Consider the following 17,952-nt stretch of genomic DNA (forward strand, 5'->3'; position numbering starts at 1 on the left):
CGATCCGCTTGAAGCGGTAGGCGGGATTCCCCAGAACCTTCAAAAGTGCTTGAGGCTCGCTCGCCACCTTCACTTCCTTCACGATCTTGCCCGCGTCATCCAAAATGCAGACACTCGTCTCCTTGACCGATACGTCCATTCCGGCAAAATGGTCCATGCTGCGCTTCTCCTTCTGATGCTTGAGGCCGTCACCACGGACCTCGTTTCACCATCAGCCTGAAGCGCAGCACCTAAAATCTTCAGCTATCCACAAGCTGGATCGGCCGATTACCCCATCTTATGCCCAGAAGCGACCTACTTATTGCGCGGCGACGAAATGTCGCGAAGGGCCCATGTGTGGACGGCTCCTGGTTTAGAGAATCTTCACTTTGCCCGCTGAATCTGAGTGGCAATGAGGGCGTCATCGTAGCGAGGCAGGTTCAGGCGCTGTGACGTGGCCGTTTCATCGTTTGGTGGTCGGTATCGCTTCGCTTCAGTAGATAATCGAGCCCACCGACGCGATACCAGCGATAACCATAAGGCTCAATGACGAGCTTGTGCCGGCCGCGCCCATCCGCGTGGCTGTGATCGTCCGCAAGCAGATTGATGAGCTGCTTCCCGGCTTCGCCAGGAAGTCCGGTCCCAAACGAGATTTCGCGCGGCCGTTGTTCCAGATTATGTACGAACAGCACCGAATTGTTTCGCCAGTCATAGCGGATGACGAGGATGGATGGGTCGCGGGTCGTGATGATTTTGAAGTCGCCCCAGCCGACTTCGGGCACCTCTTTCCGCATGCGGATGATGCGTTCGGTCCAGTTCAGCATTGAGTTCGCGTCGCGGCGCTGTTTGGCCGCATTGACGTGCTCATAGCCGTAGGGGCCCTTATCCATAACGGGCAAGCATGGTTTATCACCCTTGGTGAAGCCGCCATGCGGTTCGCTCGACCACTGCATAGGCGTGCGCGCGCAATTGCGCTCGGGCAGGCTCAGATCGTCGCCCATCCCGAGTTCGTCGCCGTAGCGGACCACTGGAGTGCCCGGGAGGGTGAACATCAGGCTGTAGGCGAGTTCGAGGCGACGGCGGTCGCCACCGAGCATGGGCGCGAGACGCCTTCGGATGCCGCGATCGTATAACTGCATGTCTTTGTGGGGCCCGAATGCCTCGAATACCGCGTTTCGTTGCGGCTTGGTCAACCGACCGAGATCGAGCTCGTCATGATTGCGCAAGAATAGGCCCCACTGCGCAGTTGCGGGCCGCGGCTTGGTTACCGAGAGCGCAGCCGCAAGCGGCCGGACGTCGCCCGATGCCAAGGCATAGAACAGATGCTGGTTGACGTGGAAGTTGAACATCATCTGCATGCGGTCGCCATCCCGACCGAAATATTCCATATCGGTCTCGGGCAGCACGTTGGCTTCCGCGAGAATAATGGCATCGCCCTCCCGCCATTGCAGGAACTCGCGGAAGGCACGCAGCATGTCGTATTGCTCGATTGGCTTCTTAACCTTCGCACCCTTGGTCGCGATTACGAAAGGTACAGCGTCCATGCGGAAGCCGGACACTCCTAGCTGGATCCAGAAACCCATGATCTTAAGGATTTCCGCCTGTACCAGCGGACTTGACGTGTTGAGGTCGGGCTGAAAATCGTAGAAGCGGTGAAAATACCAGGCGCCGGCCTCCTTGTCGTGCGTCCAAGTCGATTTCTGCACCCCCGGGAAGACCATGCCCTTATCAGCGTTGGCAGGCTTTTTATCAGCCCACACATACCAGTCGCGATGGGGCGAGTCCTTTGCGCTTCGTGCGGACTTGAACCAGGCATGTTCGTTCGAAGTGTGATTAACGACGAGATCTATGATCACGCGAATGCCGCGCTGCTTGCAGCCATGGGTGAATTCAACGAAGTCGCCAAGCGTCCCGTAGCGGGGATCAACACCATAGTAGTCCGAGATGTCATAGCCGTCGTCCTTGCCGGGCGACGGTTGAAACGGCATTAGCCAGATCGCACTGATGCCAAGCCCGTGCAGATAATCGAGCCGACGCAATAGCCCCTTGAAGTCTCCGATTCCGTCGCCATTCGCATCCATAAAGGTGCTGACGGAAAGACAATAAATAACACTATTCTTGTACCAGAGATCGTCGATCATCGAGGGCTACCGGTGGTTCGCGTCCAGCGATAAGCGACAGAGAGTGCTCGCGGTTCCCTTGCGCGCTACGCTCAGCGATACTCCGTTGCGCGATTACTTCCTTCGGAAGAGCGACTAAGAAAACAAAGGGTGGCGTCCGGCATTTTTCGGACGTATGTCACCGACCGGGCCGAGTTCAGGAACCTTGCTGGTCCCACGGTTCGCAGGCAGGGCGATTCGCTGGTCAACGCACCAGCGTTTCGACATCAATCTTATCGGTTGCCGCGGGTGATCTATCGTGGATCGCACAATATGCGGGATCGCGCTGGAATATTCGATCTCGGCCGGCCGCCAAGCCATTGCAGCGCGGGCTTCCGTAGTGCATCGCCCAACAGCGGATCGATCACCCTATCGGCCCACTGACTGTATTGCTCGGTTCCTGCTGTTAGTTCTTGTACGCGCAGCATACTGGTCAACGTGAGCCGCCATCAGGTGTTCTTTCTGAAATCTCGCGACCGGAGTTCAAGGTAACGGTTGCGGAGCAGCATTCCTCTTTCGAGAAAGCCCATTGGCGTGGGCCATCCAACCCGATAGCGGCGCTCCATCCCTGTGTCGTCCACCGGCCGCGGCTCCAGCCCAAGCTGCTATCGCTCCGAAGAGCAGGGCTGCGGCGGCAGAAAAGGCAACGATTATGCTTGCGGCCCTCGCTCGCGAAATGGCGCTTTTTGAATTGGCGATAGCTGCGTCCACTCGCCGCTCCGCGTCGGGACCAGAGAGACCGGTGAAAGTTGTTACCTGTTGGATCAGATAGGTCCTGTCGTCTGCCGTAACGTCGTTATGGCTCGAGGATGTCATAAGGATGCGGGCGGCTTCGGCCCGTTCGACAGAAAGATCCACGTTTGGCGGCCTGCGCGCTGCGCGGAAAAGATGGTCAAGCTCATAGCTCAACACGGATGGCTCCGAAGCTGCTGGCGGCTGCGCAGTAATCGAAGGTCGGCTCGCCGCGAATCCAATCAGCACCGTTAGAACGGCACCAATGAGCACGGCTAGCGCCCATGAAGCCACGCCGTGAAAACCGTCCCGGGCTTCCATATCGTCTGCCGTGCCCGACAAATACGGCATTCGAACCCTGCCGGTAAAGTAGCCCCCGCAACCAAAGCTGATCAGTGATTGGAATATCAAGAAAATGCCGGAAAGTAACCAAAGTGCAAATGACGCGTCTCTCCACGTCGGGGCCGTCGACGCTACACCGAGTCCTAGCGCGGTCGCGAAAGAAATGAGTATGAGTGACAGCGCCGACGCCGCCAAAGCACCGGCGAAGATAGGAGTCCACTGAAGACTCCATTTCGCTGAGCGCTCGGATTGGATAACGGCTCTTTCTTCATCTGCGAGGGGGGATTCTATCGTCATGGTCACCGTTACCGCAAACCGAACAGCGACAAGATGGCCATGATAATCACGATCAAGCCAACGAGGTAGATGATGCCATCCATAATGCGTTTCCTCCAGCAACCTTCCTAACAATTCGGGAGATCTGGCGTAGGTTCCAGGAGTGCGATGCGCAAAATGCGCTTTATGTAGCGGGCGTTGAGCGTTGGTGGCGGCTAGCCCGGTGACGAGCAACTGCCGGTGTTGATAGCCGTGGAATGCGAAGCAAGTCGCCTTAGGGCGAGGGCGGTTGCCGTCAGGATGGATTTCGCTGTGGGATCCGCAAGTGCGCCGTCAGCAGCGCGGGGGCGACCCTGCAATGGTTTCGTCCCGGACGACCGATTTGGTCACCTCGCATATTTGCGTCTCTGGCTCAACGCGGCCGGAACCGATCTAACCTGGCCTGCATTGGTCGTCGACGCAAAGATCGGAGTTCGATGATGAAATGGATCCTCACAGCAATCTGTGTTGCCGCTCTTTCGCTGGCTTCGGTCGGAAGCGCCGACGCTAAGGGCTGCATCAAGGGCGCAATCGTGGGCGGCGTTGCCGGTCACATAGCGGGTCACGGCAAGGCCGGAGCCGCCGCGGGCTGTGTGATTGGCCATCATGAGGCCAACAAACCCGACACGAACAACTCAAGCGCCCAGGCACCGGATAAGAAGTGATCGAGCGGGCCGGTTCTCGCGGGCCACGTCGTCGAACTCGAGGCCTCTCCCGCCGGCAAATCTTGTCGGGAGTTGCCGATGTTACGCTCGGTTGGTGTCCGGAGACGGACCTCACACTTGTGTGGCGCGGCTCGGCTCTCCCGAGGCGAAGCCGCGTCTTTTCCCTGATCTGTGCTGCCAAGCGCTGACATCCCAGTTGGACCTCAAATATCAGGCGGCCCATTGCTGATCGTTGTCCATTGGTATCTCATCGGCGGTCGCTATGTGCAGATGCAGCGGCGATGTCATACTGGAAATCGAAGTTTGGAACAAAATTCATGAAGTACATGATCGAATACAAGGTCCGCCACGGGCAACATTACGAACAGAATTTCGGAGCAGCGGAGGCCCTTCTCACAGCCTTCGGGAAATGGCAACCAGAGGACGGACTGACAATCCAGGCGTTCGTGTCTAACCTTATGGGTGATGGCGGATACGTGCTGGTTGAGGCAAACGATCCAAAAGTCATCGTCTCTTTTGTTTCTAAGTTCTCCTACTGGAACGACGCCGAGGTGTCCCGGTCATTGATGTGAGGGAAGCCGCAGCTACGGGTGCAGGTTCTCTAGAGTGGGCGCGAAACGCGTTGAAAAGCTGAGGCACACTCAACATGCCGGGAGGAACGTCCAACATTACCTCCCGGCAGACTTCCGTTGCGGGTCAAAATGCGACACATCCGCCGTGCGCAGCGAACGTCTGAATTGACCTCATAAGCGGACATCCGCCCCAAGGCCATCACCGATCTTCATCCGGACGAACCTAAACACGGCGTGACCTCGCAGCATTGGGCGATGGTCGGGGAGGGCTGTGCAGGCCCGTCATAGCCTTCCATGCGAACGGCATGAGCCAGAGAGGCGTCGTGCCCTTGCCTCGACTAGGGCGCGCACTCACAAGTATCGCCAGCATGTTTCAGTGGATCGTTGGGCTATCGTAGTAAGAGGCCGCAACGCTCCGCAATGCGAAATGGCAGCCCGTTCTTCACAACGACTGCTGGGGGGCACTCTTGTTCGTTGGAGTTAGTTCTTCCGTAACGACCGACAGCGACACTAAGCCTTTCATTGAAAGGTTTGTCATGGTCGTAGAGGAGAAGGTTAAGATCAGGTGCCCGGCGTGCACGCGAGTATTCCGGGAGAAGACCAACCGAGTCCGGGATGGTCTTCAGATCAACTGCCATAACTGCAATAAGCTCATAACACTATCCAAGGAGACCGAAGACCCTTTCCTTCGGCGAGCGTTGAGAACTGCGCGGGAAATTCGAGCCGCAGAGCAGGACCGGCTAGCCGCTCAAGTCTACAAAGGCATGGCTTCCGCACCGTCGCGCGAAACGCCTTAACGGTCGCGTAGGCCGACCCCCTTGCGCCTTCGCGGCGACGCGCTCCCGTTCCCAGGGACTAAACCCAGGCGCGGCTCGAATGAGGTGGCGACGTCGCTTGTTGGCCCATCCCGTTGATCAGCGGATGTCCGCTTTAACGCCGCTTTCGGGTGTTTAAGCGGACGGACAGCGCAGCCGCGACGAGGCCCCATCGCTATCTAAGCGAGACCGGCGCGCAGCTCACCGGCTGGTGGGCGATGAAAGCGTCGAGATCGTTCGCGGCCGATCAGGTCGGCGACTAAGGCTGCGCCAGTTAGCGCCAGAGAGAACAGTGTGTCAGTGAGGACACCTACTGCTCGGTTACCGATTGGCATCGCGGATATCGCGCCTGTAATTATGGCTATTGATGGGCTGTCAAGGCATATACACGGTGTACTTCAAATAACATGTGGATAATGTCCGTCGTCTGGGGGTCTTTCCACCTGCAAGAGGATCGACCGATGGGCAGCATTGAGCAAATTCGAAAGAGTGCAGATGTCAGTTTGGCTAAACTTGAAGCAGATATGACCGAGGTTCGTTCTGGAGGCTCATCAGCTTCAATCGCGTTCCCGGATCACGAGGAACACCTTCAGAGTGTCACGCGTGCTGGCGGACTCAGCGCTGAGGCCGTCGTGCGCGATTATGAGATTGCCGCTAGAGAGGTCGAGTCGATGGGCGCAGAGCTAATCGAGGCCGCAAAAAAATGCGAGGCGATGACCGCGGAAGTCCACAACGCAATCGCCGATATGCGCGACACGGCGGCTGCGTATCGTGAGGAAGGCAAAAAAGTCTTCAAACGCATCCAAGCTTCTGCGCTGTTCTCCCAAGACGTCCGCAAGTCCTGCGAAGAGGTCAAACGCAGGATGGTGGAAGCACACGACAGCAACTGAGCATCCCAAGCCTCGCAGCTTTCTACTTGAGATTCTTCAGGCGTTCATGAAAGCCGCGGAGGCGGTTTGGCATTTCTGGCGGCCTCCGCCGTCGAAGTTCGATGGTCTGATTGGAAGTTGACTGACACTTTATGACTTACGACCTTGCAAGGGTTCCTTCACCTTAGTCTGGCGATACACCTGAATTGGCTATAGCCGGGAATCTCTTGCGCGTTGAAATGTCACCGCCGCTGCTGTGAACCAAACGGAGATGTCCGATGGGTGTGGCAGGCACTCGTGTCGCGCATATGAAGAGAACTCTCCGCGTCCGGGCAGTCGTTGTCGGCGTGCTGGAAGAGTTGCCGTTTATCTGCCCGGTGGTGGTCGCAATCGGCTCGCTGATTATGATCGGGATCACGCTCTGCAAGGATTGGCCGCAGTGAACGCGGCCCATGAGTTTTCAGTCGGGAGGAACGTCCGCGATACGGGATTTCGCTCTCGTGCATAACGCTGGACGATCGTATAATCGCAAGTTCGTCCGCAACACCGCGCGACTATTGGTAGGCCGAGAGCTTGCCGTGCGATCGGAGCAGCGACCGAGGTCACGCCGAAGTTCGTGTCGCCCTCCGACCCAGCGGCGCGCTGGACGGGAGCGCACGGCGGCCAAACCTTCTTCGCTTACTCGACGAATTACCTAGTCGACGTCGAGAACGCGATTATCGTCGATGTCGAGGCAACCACGGCAATCCGGCAGGCGGAGGTGTTGGCCGCCAAGTGCATGATTGAGCGATCGCTCGAACGGTTCGATCTCTATCCGAGCCGGCTCCTCGGCGACAGCGGCTATGGTTCGGCGGAGATGCATGGCTGGTTGGTCTACGAGCACGGGATAGAGCCGCACGTTACAGTGTTCGACAAGTCGGCCCGCACAGACGGGACCTTCTCGCGCCAGGACTTCATCTATGATCGTGCAGGTGATGTCTACCGCTGTCCCGGCGGCAAGATCCTTACCACGACCGGAGCGCTTTTGAACGACGGTGCGACCCTGCTGCACGTCGCCAGCAAGCGCGATTGCGATCGGTGCGCATTGAAATCTCGGTGCTGCCCCAAGCAGGCTTCACGGAAGGTGCCACGCTCGATCTACGAGGGCGCGCGTGACATGGCGCGGCAGATCGCAAGGTCGTGGGAGGGCAGCACTTCGCGTCGGCTCCGCAAAAAGATCGAGATGCTGTTCGCACACCTCAAGCGCATTCTCAAACTCGACCGTTTGCGCTTGCGGGGTCCAAACGGCGCCCGTGACGAGTTCACCCTCGCAGCTACCGCTCAGAACCTTCGCAAGATGGCCAAGCTGGTCCCGATGCAATCCCTCAAACCCGCATGACGGCCGGCACGGCCGTTTGGCCGCATCGTCGCTGGAGCCAATACATCGGGATTACTGGCGCCTTTTTCAGCAAAATCGTCCATAACCGGACATGCTCCGCGCAGCTTCCGGTTTGTGATACGATGCGGCAGCTTGCCGGCAATCTGCGCGAAGGCGCGATCCGGAACACGCACGATCCATTGCCGCGAGGGAGCTTGTGCATGTCAGCAGAAACCCCGAACGTACGGCAGGTGCAAGGGTACTGCAGTCTGTGCATCGCACGCTGCGGTACCGTCGCCACGGTGACGGATGGCAGATTTACGCGTCTGGACCCCGATCCGACGCATCCTACCGGCGCGGCAATTTGTGCCAAGGGCCGGGCGGCTCCCGAACTGGTCTATCACAAGGACAGGCTGAAGCGACCGCTGCGTCGAACCCGGCCGAAAGCCGACGCCGATCCGGGATGGGAGGAAATATCGTGGGATGCGGCGCTCGATCAGATCGCCGCCGCCATGCGGCGCATCGCCGAGCAGCACGGACCTGAAGCGGTAGCGTTCAGTCAATCATCGCCGTCGACGACCGCCATTGCGGATTCCGCGCCTTTCATCAACAGGCTGATGAATGCATTCGGCACGCCGAACCATGTGTCGGCGCTCGAGCTGTGCGGCTGGGGACGCGGCTTTGCGACGCGCTACGTCTTCGGCGTCGGTAGCGTTGCGACCGGGAGTGCCGGCGGAGCGATGGCCGACATTGCCGAAACCGGTTGCCTTATCCTGTGGGGCTACAATCCATCGTTTACGCGCATTACGCATGCGACTGCGACGGTCGCGGGCCTGAAACGCGGAATGAAGTTGATCGTGATCGATCCGCGTCACGCCGGGCTTGCCAACAAGGCCGACGTCTGGCTGCGCCTCCGCCCCGGAACCGACGGCGCGCTCGCGCTGGGTCTCGCCAACATCATGATCGAGCGCGGATGGTACGACGAGGCGTTCGTCCGCACGTGGAGCAACGGCCCCCTTCTCGTGCGCTCCAATGCCGGCCGCTTGCTCAGGACCGAAGATCTCCTTTCCGACAGCGGCTCCGGACAATTCGTTGCCTGGGATTCGCGGTCAGATCGCGCAGTCAGCTATGATCCCTCGGCTGGCCGCTACGAGACACAAGCTGAGCATCTTGCCTTGCGAGGCGAGTTCACCGTCGCAACGAAAGACGGCCCGATCTCCTGCCGGCCTGTCTTCGACCACTACGCAGCGCTCTGCAGCAAATATTCGCCCGCGATGATTGAAGCGACATGCTGGATTCCTCCCGGTGAATTGGAGGAAGCTGCCCGCACGATGTGGCACGCCCGTCCCGTCTCGTACTATGCCTGGAGCGGGCACGAGCATCATGCCAACAGCACGGACACGGCGCGGGCGATGGCCATGCTTTATGCGCTGACCGGCAGTTTCGATGCGGTCGGAGGCAATGTGCTGCTCCCTGCGGTGCCGGCCACCTCGATCAATGGAGAGAACCTGCCTGCGGCAAAGCGGCTCGCTCCCGCTATCGGGGTTGCCGAGCGTCCGCTCGGGCCAGCGCGCTGGAACCACGTCTCCCCTCGTGACTTCTATCGGGCTGTTCTGGAAAGCAAGCCCTATCAAGTCCGCGGCCTGATTGGGTTCGGGTCAAACCTGCTGCTCGCTCACGGCGATCCCCTTCGCGGACGCGCTGCGCTGGCTGCGCTCGATTTCTACGCCCATGCCGACATGTTCATGACGCCCACTGCAGCGCTGGCGGATATCGTGTTGCCTGTGGCGTCCTGCTTCGAGCGCGAAGCTCTCAAGATCGGTTTCGAAATCAGCGCAGAGGCGCAATCGCACGTTCAGCTTCGGCAGGCCGTCGTCCCCCCGCCCGGCGAGGCGCGGTCCGATACTGATATCGTCCTTGGCCTTGCCGCGCGTCTCGGCCTCGGCGAGCATTTCTGGAACGGCGATGTCGATGCCGCTTACCGGCAGCAGCTTGCTCCGAGCGGCATCACCCTGGAGCAGCTTCGAGCGCAACCTGCCGGATTAAGGAAACCGCTGACGACGCAGCACACCAAGCACGCCGCGCACGATGACAAGGGAAATCCGCGCGGATTCCCAACGCCGTCGCGGAAGGTCGAGTTCTGGTCGGAAAACTTCCTTGATCACGGCTATTCGGCCATGCCGGATTTTGTCGAACCATCCATGGGCCCGGTCGCCCGCCCGGACCTGGCTGCGTCCTTCCCTTTGATCCTGACGTGCGCGAAGCCAAGTCTTTTTTGTCAGACCCAGCATCGCGCGCTGCCGGGCCTGCGCAAGCACGCATTGGACCCGGAGATCGAGCTAAATCCGGCAACGGCCTCCGCGCGCGGCATCAGAAATGGAGATTGGGTCGATGTGCGCACTCCAGCCGGCGGCATGCGGGCGCGGGCGCGCTTCAGTGACGAGATCGATCCGCGCGTTGTCGTGGGCGAGCATGGCTGGTGGCAAGGTTGCGATGAACTGGGCGTTGGTGATTGCGATCCGTTCGGTCCGAACGGCACGAACTTCAACCTGACGGTCGACGCCAGCGTCCGTGATCCCGTCAGCGGCACGCCATCCCATCGATCCAACCTTTGCGAAGTTCGGCCAGTGCCCGAAGCTCGCCGAAAGGAACCTCCAGAAAGCGCAATTCAACTGTCCGCTAAAAGCTAAGCCACCGGCAGCCAAGTCCGCTTCGGGACTTGGTCGTGTAAAAACAGCCCTCAAACGGGCGTCGCCGCTGGAGCCAGATCTGGGTGTGCTTCAGGCCGCGATCGCAGCGATCAGTGGTTTGATCCCGACGATGTTCATCACCCGTGTCAGATTGTAGGCCAGGACCGAGAGCGCCATTTCAGCGGCTACTTTTGGAAGTGTTTTGGTGAGGAAGTGTGTCGCTCCCATGCGCGCCTTCATCGTGCCGAACGGATGCTCGACTGTTTCGCGACGCTGGCGCATGGCTCTCGCCGCACTGGCGCGGCTGGCTGAAGCCAGAGAAACCGCTGCCGACGCGATCGAGCGCGACATCGGCCTCGAGGCCCATGTGCAGCGAGAGAGGCCGCTTTTCCTACGTTGCGCGACATGGAGGGCAATGCACTGGCTACAGCGATGCTGCCACCGGGTGGCAAGGATCGCGGCGGGTTCCGGATCATCATCGTTGCCGCATCCAATGCCGATCCTTATCCTCAGCACGACGCGGCCATCGCTGTAGAGATTGCGCATGGCTGAAGGCCGAGCGGTAGTTCGTCTGGCCGTGGTCCACGCTTCCCAGCACAGCTAAGTTTACGCAGGTAATAGCCTTGCCTCTGAACTGCGGACCTAATCTCGTCGCTCACCTTGACGGCGCCCTTTTTCTTCCGCCATTTCCCTGACGCGCCAATTAGAGCTAGTGGCGTTCCTTTTTCCAGTACGAGCAGATCACGCCTCTCGTTTAAGTAAACCTCGAACATGTGCCCCCCGAACAAAGGTAATGTTTGGAGCAGAAGGCGTTACCAGGTTACTAAACTGTGCTCTCGCCCGGTAACTGCTGGTTCCAAAAAAACAAACGTAGCGGGAGATTTATGCCATGCCTCAGTCTGTGGATAGTGGGGAATAGTGTGCGCATTAACGAGCGTTAACTAGCTTGTCCACGGTTTTTGCTTGGATGTTGCGTGCATGTCACGCGAAGATACAAATCGATTTATCGACGAATACGAGCAGGACGTGGACGAGATCATCGCCGCCTGTCGTGGTGATCTGCGCGGCGCGGTCAGGGCTCTAATGTTAATCAACGAACAGTTAGAGCACGCACTTCGACAGCTAAGCGCCGTATTGATCGAAAAGGCGGGGGAGGATCAGCCCCCGTCTCCACACCTGCTGCATTGACCACCTTGAAGCTCCGCAATTCAAAGCGAGCTTCGAGGTTCTCGTCTCATCGTTCCACCGGCCACCAATACGATGGCGGCTCACTCGCTGAAATCTTGGTGCGCCGAAGCGCGACCAGATGGCTACGCTTATACGAATAGCCGCGCACCTCCGAGCAGTCCTTGCAGCGCATGTAGCGCTCCAGCTCGTGGATCGGCGTCGTCTTCGGCCGCCGCGCGATGTCGAGCGCAACGGTCTGGTGGGTGTCGCATCCTAGGCAGCGGACCTCAAGATAGTTGCAGCCGGCGTTGAGCGCGTCGGCGAGGGCTGCGCGGGCCCTTTGAAGGCGAGCATGCGCTTGGTCCAGGCTTCGCATGCCAACTTATCGGCTTCGCGGAGCGCCTCAGCCGCGCGCATGGCCGCAATGCGGACCGAGGTGCCGAAAAGTCTGTCTCGCGACCTGGTGCCCATGCTTGGCAGAATGCGCCGGGCGAGGCGGGGTTCACAAGCCGCTAGACCTTGCGGTTTCGAACAGACACCGGCCCCAAGAACCGACGGCTCCCTGAGCTGCCGATCTTACCGATGACGTGTCGTTTCGATAGGCGGAGCCGGACCCGCATTAATGTTATCCACTGGCTACCCGCGCTCCACTAGTTCAACGGGACAAAGGCCAAGCTCGATAGCCCTTCGGATTGAAAACCAATCGACCGGAAGCCCGATGAGGAACGAACAGGCTGACCGCCGTGTCCTTTTCGATCTGCAATAGCGCCCCCTGGGGATGAGCATCGACGGGCAGGGGATTTAGGCGGCAAAGGTTATAGGTCAACGACCACGACGCGCTTGGCCTTCACTGTGCGGCGGCGCTCCGAAGCTGAGGTCGGAGCAGCCTGCGCTTAGGTGGTCATTCGCGCCGAACGGGCCGCCAATGCTCCGGGGTCTATCCACCAATGGTGATGATGCCGCCTACCATGGTGGTCGCCGCGGTCGATGTATCTGTCGCCGATCGGAACGCCGTTGTGAAACCCGCCGCTGCCTTGGCCACCGATCGGAATGCCGTTCTGGAAGCCACCGCCGCCTTGGAAGCGACCACGGTCGTCATGCAAGTTACCGCGGTCGCCATGCAAGCTGCGGTGGCCGCGATAGAAGCCACCGCGGCCGCCGTAGAAACCACCGCGGCCGCCTTAAAAGCCGCCGCCTCCATGAAAGCCGCCGCCACCGCCTCCGCCTCTGGCACGAAGAAGAACGGATTGGGATGACCGGGGAGGTGAGCGCGAGAAAAGCCCAATTGATCAGGACTTCTTGCGATGAGGACAAACAGGGAAGGATGGAGAGTACCTCACTCCAAATCCGGGGGTCGTAGGTTCGAGCCCTACCACTCCTGCTAGCTAAATCAATGACTTAGGAGTCCGTGACTGACGACCGGATCGAGGCGCCGGTGATCGTCAAGGACGGGATCACTCAGGCCTGAATGCAGGGCGCGGGACCAAAGCCGGCCTCCCCAATAGAGAGCCCGCCGGCGGTGATTTGGGGGTGACGACACCGGCGGGCCAGTTGAGGTCGAAGCATCACGGAGGTCGAATTCCGTGATGCGCCATTTGGTGCCCGACTTCGTTAAAGTCCCGTTACCGCCTCAGCCGTCTGGCGGCCGCTGTGTCACGGGAGCAACTCCGGGAAGGTTCCGCTCTGCCGAACCGCGAATTTGACTCCACACCGCCTGGAGTGTGCGTCACGCTCAAGCGCGGTCTGTGGATGGCCGCTTGCGGTTGCGAGGCCCGGTCTCCTAGGCACACCGGGCCTCGTTCTCTGGTCACCGCCTCAGCCTGCGAGCCCCTGAGCGATTGGCATGGCCATTGCTCGAATTCGGTTACTGGGAATTTCAGTGCCCCAGAGTGAAACAGTGGCCGCCGGGACAGGACATTTCGAGCCCGGCGGCGTATTTTTTCGGGAATGAGACATCCGCTCGATTTCACCTTGGTGGCAGCCACGCTCTGGTTGTTGGCGTCGATGATACTCGACGCACTGACGCCCCAATGGCTTACGGTCTATATGATCGGTGCTGCGCTCGCTCCAGCTGTGCTGATAGGTATCATATTGCACTATCGAAATTGGCGCAGACGGCGGGCGCGATCGCGCAACAGAGACGATAGGGCAACGTCCTTTGCAGCAGAGAAACGCCGCCTCAACGGCTGAGCGCCGTGCCGGCGCTTCAGGTTCGTTGCTCCAGCAGCCGGTCGACTGTCGCCTCAATGATCTTCTGGCGATGAGGTCATAGCTGCGGAACAGGAAGGTGTGCATCTTCGGGACCGCCGTGATCGCCCTTCGTCTAGGACACTCGCGATCGCAGACTAACACAGTAAATTTTCAGAAGTTTTCGGGCAGCTTCCCAGCGTGAAAAACCCAACCATCGAAGGATTCGATATGTTGCCGGCATCTTGGGCCTCTCAGAATGGATGTCTGAGACAAATACCTGGCTCGCAGTGAGACCAATCGGAGCACAGACGAGCACGTCTACGCAGTCACCAACCAAGCCATCAGCCCCGCAAAGATAAGTATTCCGATAGCGGCCGAGATCATGAAAGAGCGCTCAACCCAATTCATTGAGACCTCCACCGCAACAACCAGTGTCAAACCACTGGATCTGCAGGATCCTCTCTAAAATTTGCGAAACTGTGGTGCGAAGAACTTTCGACGTGGTTCTTTTGGTCTATGTCCATCGATATAGAGAGACAGGGAGTTTGCACGAAGCACCGAGAGCGCGCGGGATGAAATGCCGGGCAGTATGCTTCGCTGGTATAGTCGCAATATAGCGCCGGTTATGGCGGCACGAGCACAGTGGACCTAATAGCCGTCGATCCAGAGAGGCCGCCGTTGGGCTTAGCTAAATAGGGCGCGACATAAGGTTGCGTCGAGCGAAGTGGCTGCTCTGCCGAATGGCCAGAGCTCCGACCCCGGCGAACCCGATAGCGTTATGCCCAGGTAAAGGCTCGGGAAGATCCAGCTTTGCGTCCTTGTCGGGTGCCGTCGCTACTTGAACGCCACGACACAAAGGTGAGATTGGGCAAACGCGAGATTACCGAGCGAACCAGTGGCTGGCCTGGTCGGCATCATATAAACCTTCGTCGATTTCCGCGCGATCTCGCCGAAGTTGTCGAGCAGGGAATACGGATACCACCATCCATCTTCTTTCGAATATCCTTTCTTGTTAAAGCCCTGCTTGATGTAGGTGAAGCCACTGAGCAGTCCGCACATCTTTAGCCCCATGCGGATACGCTGCATCATCGACCCGCCGAAGGCGTAGTTATTGTGGTCGCTGATCAGGATGCCTTTGCGGGAAACGCGAAACATCTCAGAGATCACCCGAGAGGGGTCGTCAACGTGATGCATGATGCCGGTGGCGATGGCGACATCAATGCTGGAGTCGGCGTGCGGAAGATGTTCTCCGGTGCCTTGTTCAACGGATACGTGCGGAAGATGACGCCGCGCCTCTGTGATCATTCCGGCAGATGGCTCGATTCCATGCAACTCGGTTGTGGAACTTTGTCGCGATATCCAGCGCAGCGCACGCCCAGTCCCGCATCCGACGTCTAAAACGGACTGGACTTCACCGAGCAAGGGCCACCCCAGCTCAAGGGCTCGAGTGTGCTCTAGGTCGATGCCGTGGAGCGCATCGTACGAGGCGGCGGTTGAGTCATAATAATCGACTGCGGTCATGAACGCCCCTTAGGTCGCCGTCCTTGCGGGCGACGATTTAACATTCCAGATAAAACAAGATAAATTCCGATCGGGATTAAAAACGTGGCAAGGATTTTTTCCATCTCGCTACACTACCCCACGCAGCCCTCGCCCCAGGGGGCTAGCAGGCCGATAAGCATGCCGGTGCAAAGCATAGTCATATGAAATCAGGTCACCCGTTCCCGGGGTCCAAATCCAAAATTCGGTCGCCGTTCTTGCGCGGCCAAGCATCTACCGTAATCCAAAGCAGCAGGGCAACAACGAGGGTTCCGATTATAACGGCCGCTGTTTCTAGAACCATGTTTGTCCTTTAATGATCCGAAAACGGCCGGAGACTACCGCACCGCGCTTTTCTTCGGTCCAGCTATGGGATTTAGCGCCCTTCGGCGGCCGTCGCGTACCTTATCAACTGAATCTAAGCCAAGCTTCTTTAAGTGCGCAATTTCATGCCAGAAAAATATGCGAGTCTGCCCAGGAAATTCGGGCACGAGTTAAGCAATTCGCATTTGCCAAGCCTCACCTCGCCGTACGTCGTCCCCACGCTCGCGCGGTCTTTCTGTATGGCTGCCGCGTGTCAAATCTAGGCGGTTCGCGAGACGGCGATCCCAAGAATTAACAGTGCAATGATGCTGTTTACGATGAACGTTCCGGACGGCTGCCAACAGTCGATGCAGCTGGTGACGATTTCCATCATGATCAAACTGCGAGGTCAAACTGGTTGCGACGGCGATACATCATGACCCGATACCGATTCAGTTGGCCCTAAACCTGAATTGAAGTCATTCGAAAAAATGACGCCCGCGTTGGCCCGACCAAGAGAACGGGCAATGAAAAACCCGTGAGACGCAAAGGGAATTTAAACCTTATTGCCGCCCCGGTCAAATTTAATTTTGATTTAAATCCTCAAGATCCTGGCGCTTTGTCAATCGCCTCGCTTGCGGAATCTTTGAGGGGCAAGCAGCATTAACCCGAATGGGCTAAGCTTCTTTTCCGCAGCCGCTCCCCGGGGCCGTCAAGCGACGTCCTTGATCAGCTCGAACACCTCCGTCGCGTCGGACAACCACAGCTTCTTCGCGCGCGTGCGCTGGTAATTTTGCAGGATTTGAAGCTGACGGCCGGCGATCTGGTCTTTCTTGTTGGCGTCCAGTTCAGCGTAGAAGGCTCGCATGTCATCGACGAAACGGCGCGCGGCCGCGGGCGACGCGACGGAGCCCCAGTGAAAATCAGCATGCCGCCTTCAGTTGTTCGGTTCCGACGGGCCAGTTTCAGGGGTGAGGCCTGTGAGCATCCGATCTACGTGCTTCATTGTTTTCCGGCGGAAAGCCTCGAGGTCCAGAGCGGAAGGGGTAGCGGAAATGCCGGCGCCTAGGACGGCAGTCTGACATGCTGCTGAAATTCCGTCGATCCATGCTTGACCGCTTCCGAGTCCCAGCATCTCGTGCTGGGCGGCCGTCGAGGCGACAAGTGCCCTAAGCAGTACGGTAACCGCTGCGTATTCGGTCAGATCAATAGTGATGACTGGATCCTCTTGGCTCATGAGCATACCCCCAGGGGAAATTAGCCAGAAGCCGGACCAGCATTCCGCAACCGGGGTGCGAGCGCAAGCGGGGGACCGGGCGGCCGCAGGCTTGGCGGGCGGAGCGAAGGGCTACTTAGACGCGAGCGACTATTCCCATTTGGGAACTATTCCGGGCCGGCGAAGGATCTTATGTGGGTGTCGCGAGAGGTAGTCGTTCGTTCTGCGCAAAATTCTTTTAGGGAGTTCATTTCGGTGCGAGATGAGAGGCGGCGGCATATTTTAGTGGAACTTGAGCAGCAGATGGCAGAGCTTATAACTCTGCGCCGAGCCCTGTGCGTGCAAAAGGCGATGCACAGCCGTCCGATGGGGGCTAGGCGGCCCGCGGGTCGCACACTGATGCGCGATCTCGCGCGGCAGGCTCGTCGAGGTCGATTCTGCCGCCCGCTGTCTGACTTCCCCGAGCCAGAATAACGCTCCCCGGTGCTCGACCCACGCTTGGGGAGCCATCCGGCCATTGGCTATCCCAGCGCAGCCGCGGCGCGAGGGCAACTACTTATCCCAGGTGACGACCTCGATCGATCGCGGTCTTGATCGTTGCCTTGAGGGACGGATCCCGCAAAAGCTCTTCGGCTGCATTGAATTTGGAGTCGAGTTGCCACTGTCCGTGCTTGAAAGTTGTGGATGATCAGGGCGCGTCGCGCGAGAAGAAGTGCGAGCACTATAAATCCGGTCGGGCTGTTAGTGACGCGGAACGACGCTGGGACGGGAAGGGACCGGAGCAACCGGTGGCGATCGTCCGGCGCATCGCGCGATCACTCGTTAGTGTCCGGTTGGCCATCTCCATAGGGTCTGGTCAATGACCCTTTGGGCCTCGGCTACGGCCGCGAATTGAGTTTCCGCCTCACCCGATAACCAGACTCCATTTACAGTCGCGTACCATCGCCAGAGGTTGCGTCTGAGCACCTGCACAACGGTAAACTCGACGCCTCGATACTCCATCGCGACGACCTACAAACTGTAGCGGATTGCGCTGCTGAGC

At 58.8% G+C, this 17,952-nt stretch carries 12 protein-coding genes and 3 pseudogenes; 8 read left to right on the top strand and 7 right to left on the bottom strand.

What is annotated here, in order from left to right:
* The 3 genes and pseudogenes from A3AI_RS49575 to A3AI_RS49580 all read right to left on the bottom strand — a co-directional run.
* Positions 1-157 (bottom strand): annotated as a pseudogene (locus tag A3AI_RS49575) (IS110 family RNA-guided transposase); the annotation flags it as partial.
* 262 nt (positions 158-419) lie between these two features.
* Complete coding sequence (locus A3AI_RS0135220) at positions 420-2,120, bottom strand: alpha-amylase family protein (RefSeq protein WP_024520043.1); 1,701 nt, start codon at positions 2,118-2,120, stop codon at positions 420-422.
* Between the two features lie 501 nt (positions 2,121-2,621).
* Positions 2,622-3,509 carry a hypothetical protein gene (locus tag A3AI_RS49580; RefSeq protein WP_024520044.1) on the bottom strand — a complete coding sequence of 296 codons (888 nt, stop codon included), beginning with the start codon at positions 3,507-3,509 and terminating at the stop codon, positions 2,622-2,624.
* Between the two features lie 458 nt (positions 3,510-3,967).
* Here A3AI_RS49580 and A3AI_RS0135230 point away from each other — a divergent pair, with 458 nt between their 5' ends.
* From A3AI_RS0135230 to A3AI_RS0135265, 6 genes and pseudogenes are all read left to right on the top strand, one after another.
* Positions 3,968-4,192 carry a hypothetical protein gene (locus A3AI_RS0135230; protein WP_198030312.1) on the top strand — a complete coding sequence of 75 codons (225 nt, stop codon included), beginning with the start codon at positions 3,968-3,970 and terminating at the stop codon, positions 4,190-4,192.
* Between the two features lie 317 nt (positions 4,193-4,509).
* Positions 4,510-4,764, top strand: a complete 255-nt coding sequence (locus A3AI_RS0135235) for a DUF3303 domain-containing protein (RefSeq protein WP_036050793.1) — start codon at positions 4,510-4,512, stop codon at positions 4,762-4,764.
* 1,276 nt (positions 4,765-6,040) lie between these two features.
* Positions 6,041-6,469, top strand: a complete 429-nt coding sequence (locus tag A3AI_RS0135250; RefSeq protein ID WP_024520048.1) for a hypothetical protein — start codon at positions 6,041-6,043, stop codon at positions 6,467-6,469.
* Positions 6,470-6,726: 257 nt separating this feature from the next.
* Positions 6,727-6,891 (top strand): hypothetical protein, encoded by a 165-nt coding sequence (locus tag A3AI_RS49005; protein WP_198030310.1) that lies wholly within the window; start codon positions 6,727-6,729, stop codon positions 6,889-6,891.
* Between the two features lie 137 nt (positions 6,892-7,028).
* A pseudogene (locus tag A3AI_RS0135260) lies at positions 7,029-7,826 on the top strand (transposase); the annotation flags it as partial.
* Between the two features lie 200 nt (positions 7,827-8,026).
* Entirely contained in the window at positions 8,027-10,495 is a 2,469-nt protein-coding gene (locus A3AI_RS0135265; protein ID WP_024520050.1) for a molybdopterin-containing oxidoreductase family protein, read from the top strand.
* 90 nt (positions 10,496-10,585) lie between these two features.
* On the opposite strand, the gene A3AI_RS50140 is transcribed toward A3AI_RS0135265, so the two are convergent.
* The gene (locus tag A3AI_RS50140; protein WP_349509713.1) at positions 10,586-11,041 is read right to left on the bottom strand and encodes a transposase; all 456 of its coding nucleotides are present in this window, start codon (positions 11,039-11,041) and stop codon (positions 10,586-10,588) included.
* Between the two features lie 432 nt (positions 11,042-11,473).
* Between A3AI_RS50140 and A3AI_RS0135280 the strand changes: the two genes are divergently transcribed.
* A complete protein-coding gene (locus A3AI_RS0135280; RefSeq protein ID WP_024520052.1) occupies positions 11,474-11,683 on the top strand; it encodes a hypothetical protein in 210 nt (69 codons plus the stop codon).
* Positions 11,684-11,729: 46 nt separating this feature from the next.
* Here the strand turns inward: A3AI_RS0135280 and A3AI_RS44110 are convergent.
* Positions 11,730-12,133: pseudogene (locus tag A3AI_RS44110) on the bottom strand (hypothetical protein).
* Positions 12,134-12,609: 476 nt separating this feature from the next.
* On the opposite strand from A3AI_RS44110, the gene A3AI_RS0135290 reads away from it, so the two are divergent.
* Positions 12,610-12,918 carry a hypothetical protein gene (locus A3AI_RS0135290; protein ID WP_024520053.1) on the top strand — a complete coding sequence of 103 codons (309 nt, stop codon included), beginning with the start codon at positions 12,610-12,612 and terminating at the stop codon, positions 12,916-12,918.
* A 1,768-nt stretch (positions 12,919-14,686) separates the two neighbouring features.
* On the opposite strand, the gene A3AI_RS0135305 is transcribed toward A3AI_RS0135290, so the two are convergent.
* Entirely contained in the window at positions 14,687-15,373 is a 687-nt protein-coding gene (locus A3AI_RS0135305; RefSeq protein ID WP_024520055.1) for a class I SAM-dependent methyltransferase, read from the bottom strand.
* A 1,033-nt stretch (positions 15,374-16,406) separates the two neighbouring features.
* Positions 16,407-16,562 (bottom strand): hypothetical protein, encoded by a 156-nt coding sequence (locus A3AI_RS48310; RefSeq protein WP_156928091.1) that lies wholly within the window; start codon positions 16,560-16,562, stop codon positions 16,407-16,409.
* Between the last annotated feature and the right edge of the window lie 1,390 nt (positions 16,563-17,952).

Origin of the sequence: Bradyrhizobium sp. Tv2a-2, from assembly GCF_000472425.1 — a bacterium.
In the GTDB taxonomy this organism is placed as follows: domain Bacteria; phylum Pseudomonadota; class Alphaproteobacteria; order Rhizobiales; family Xanthobacteraceae; genus Bradyrhizobium.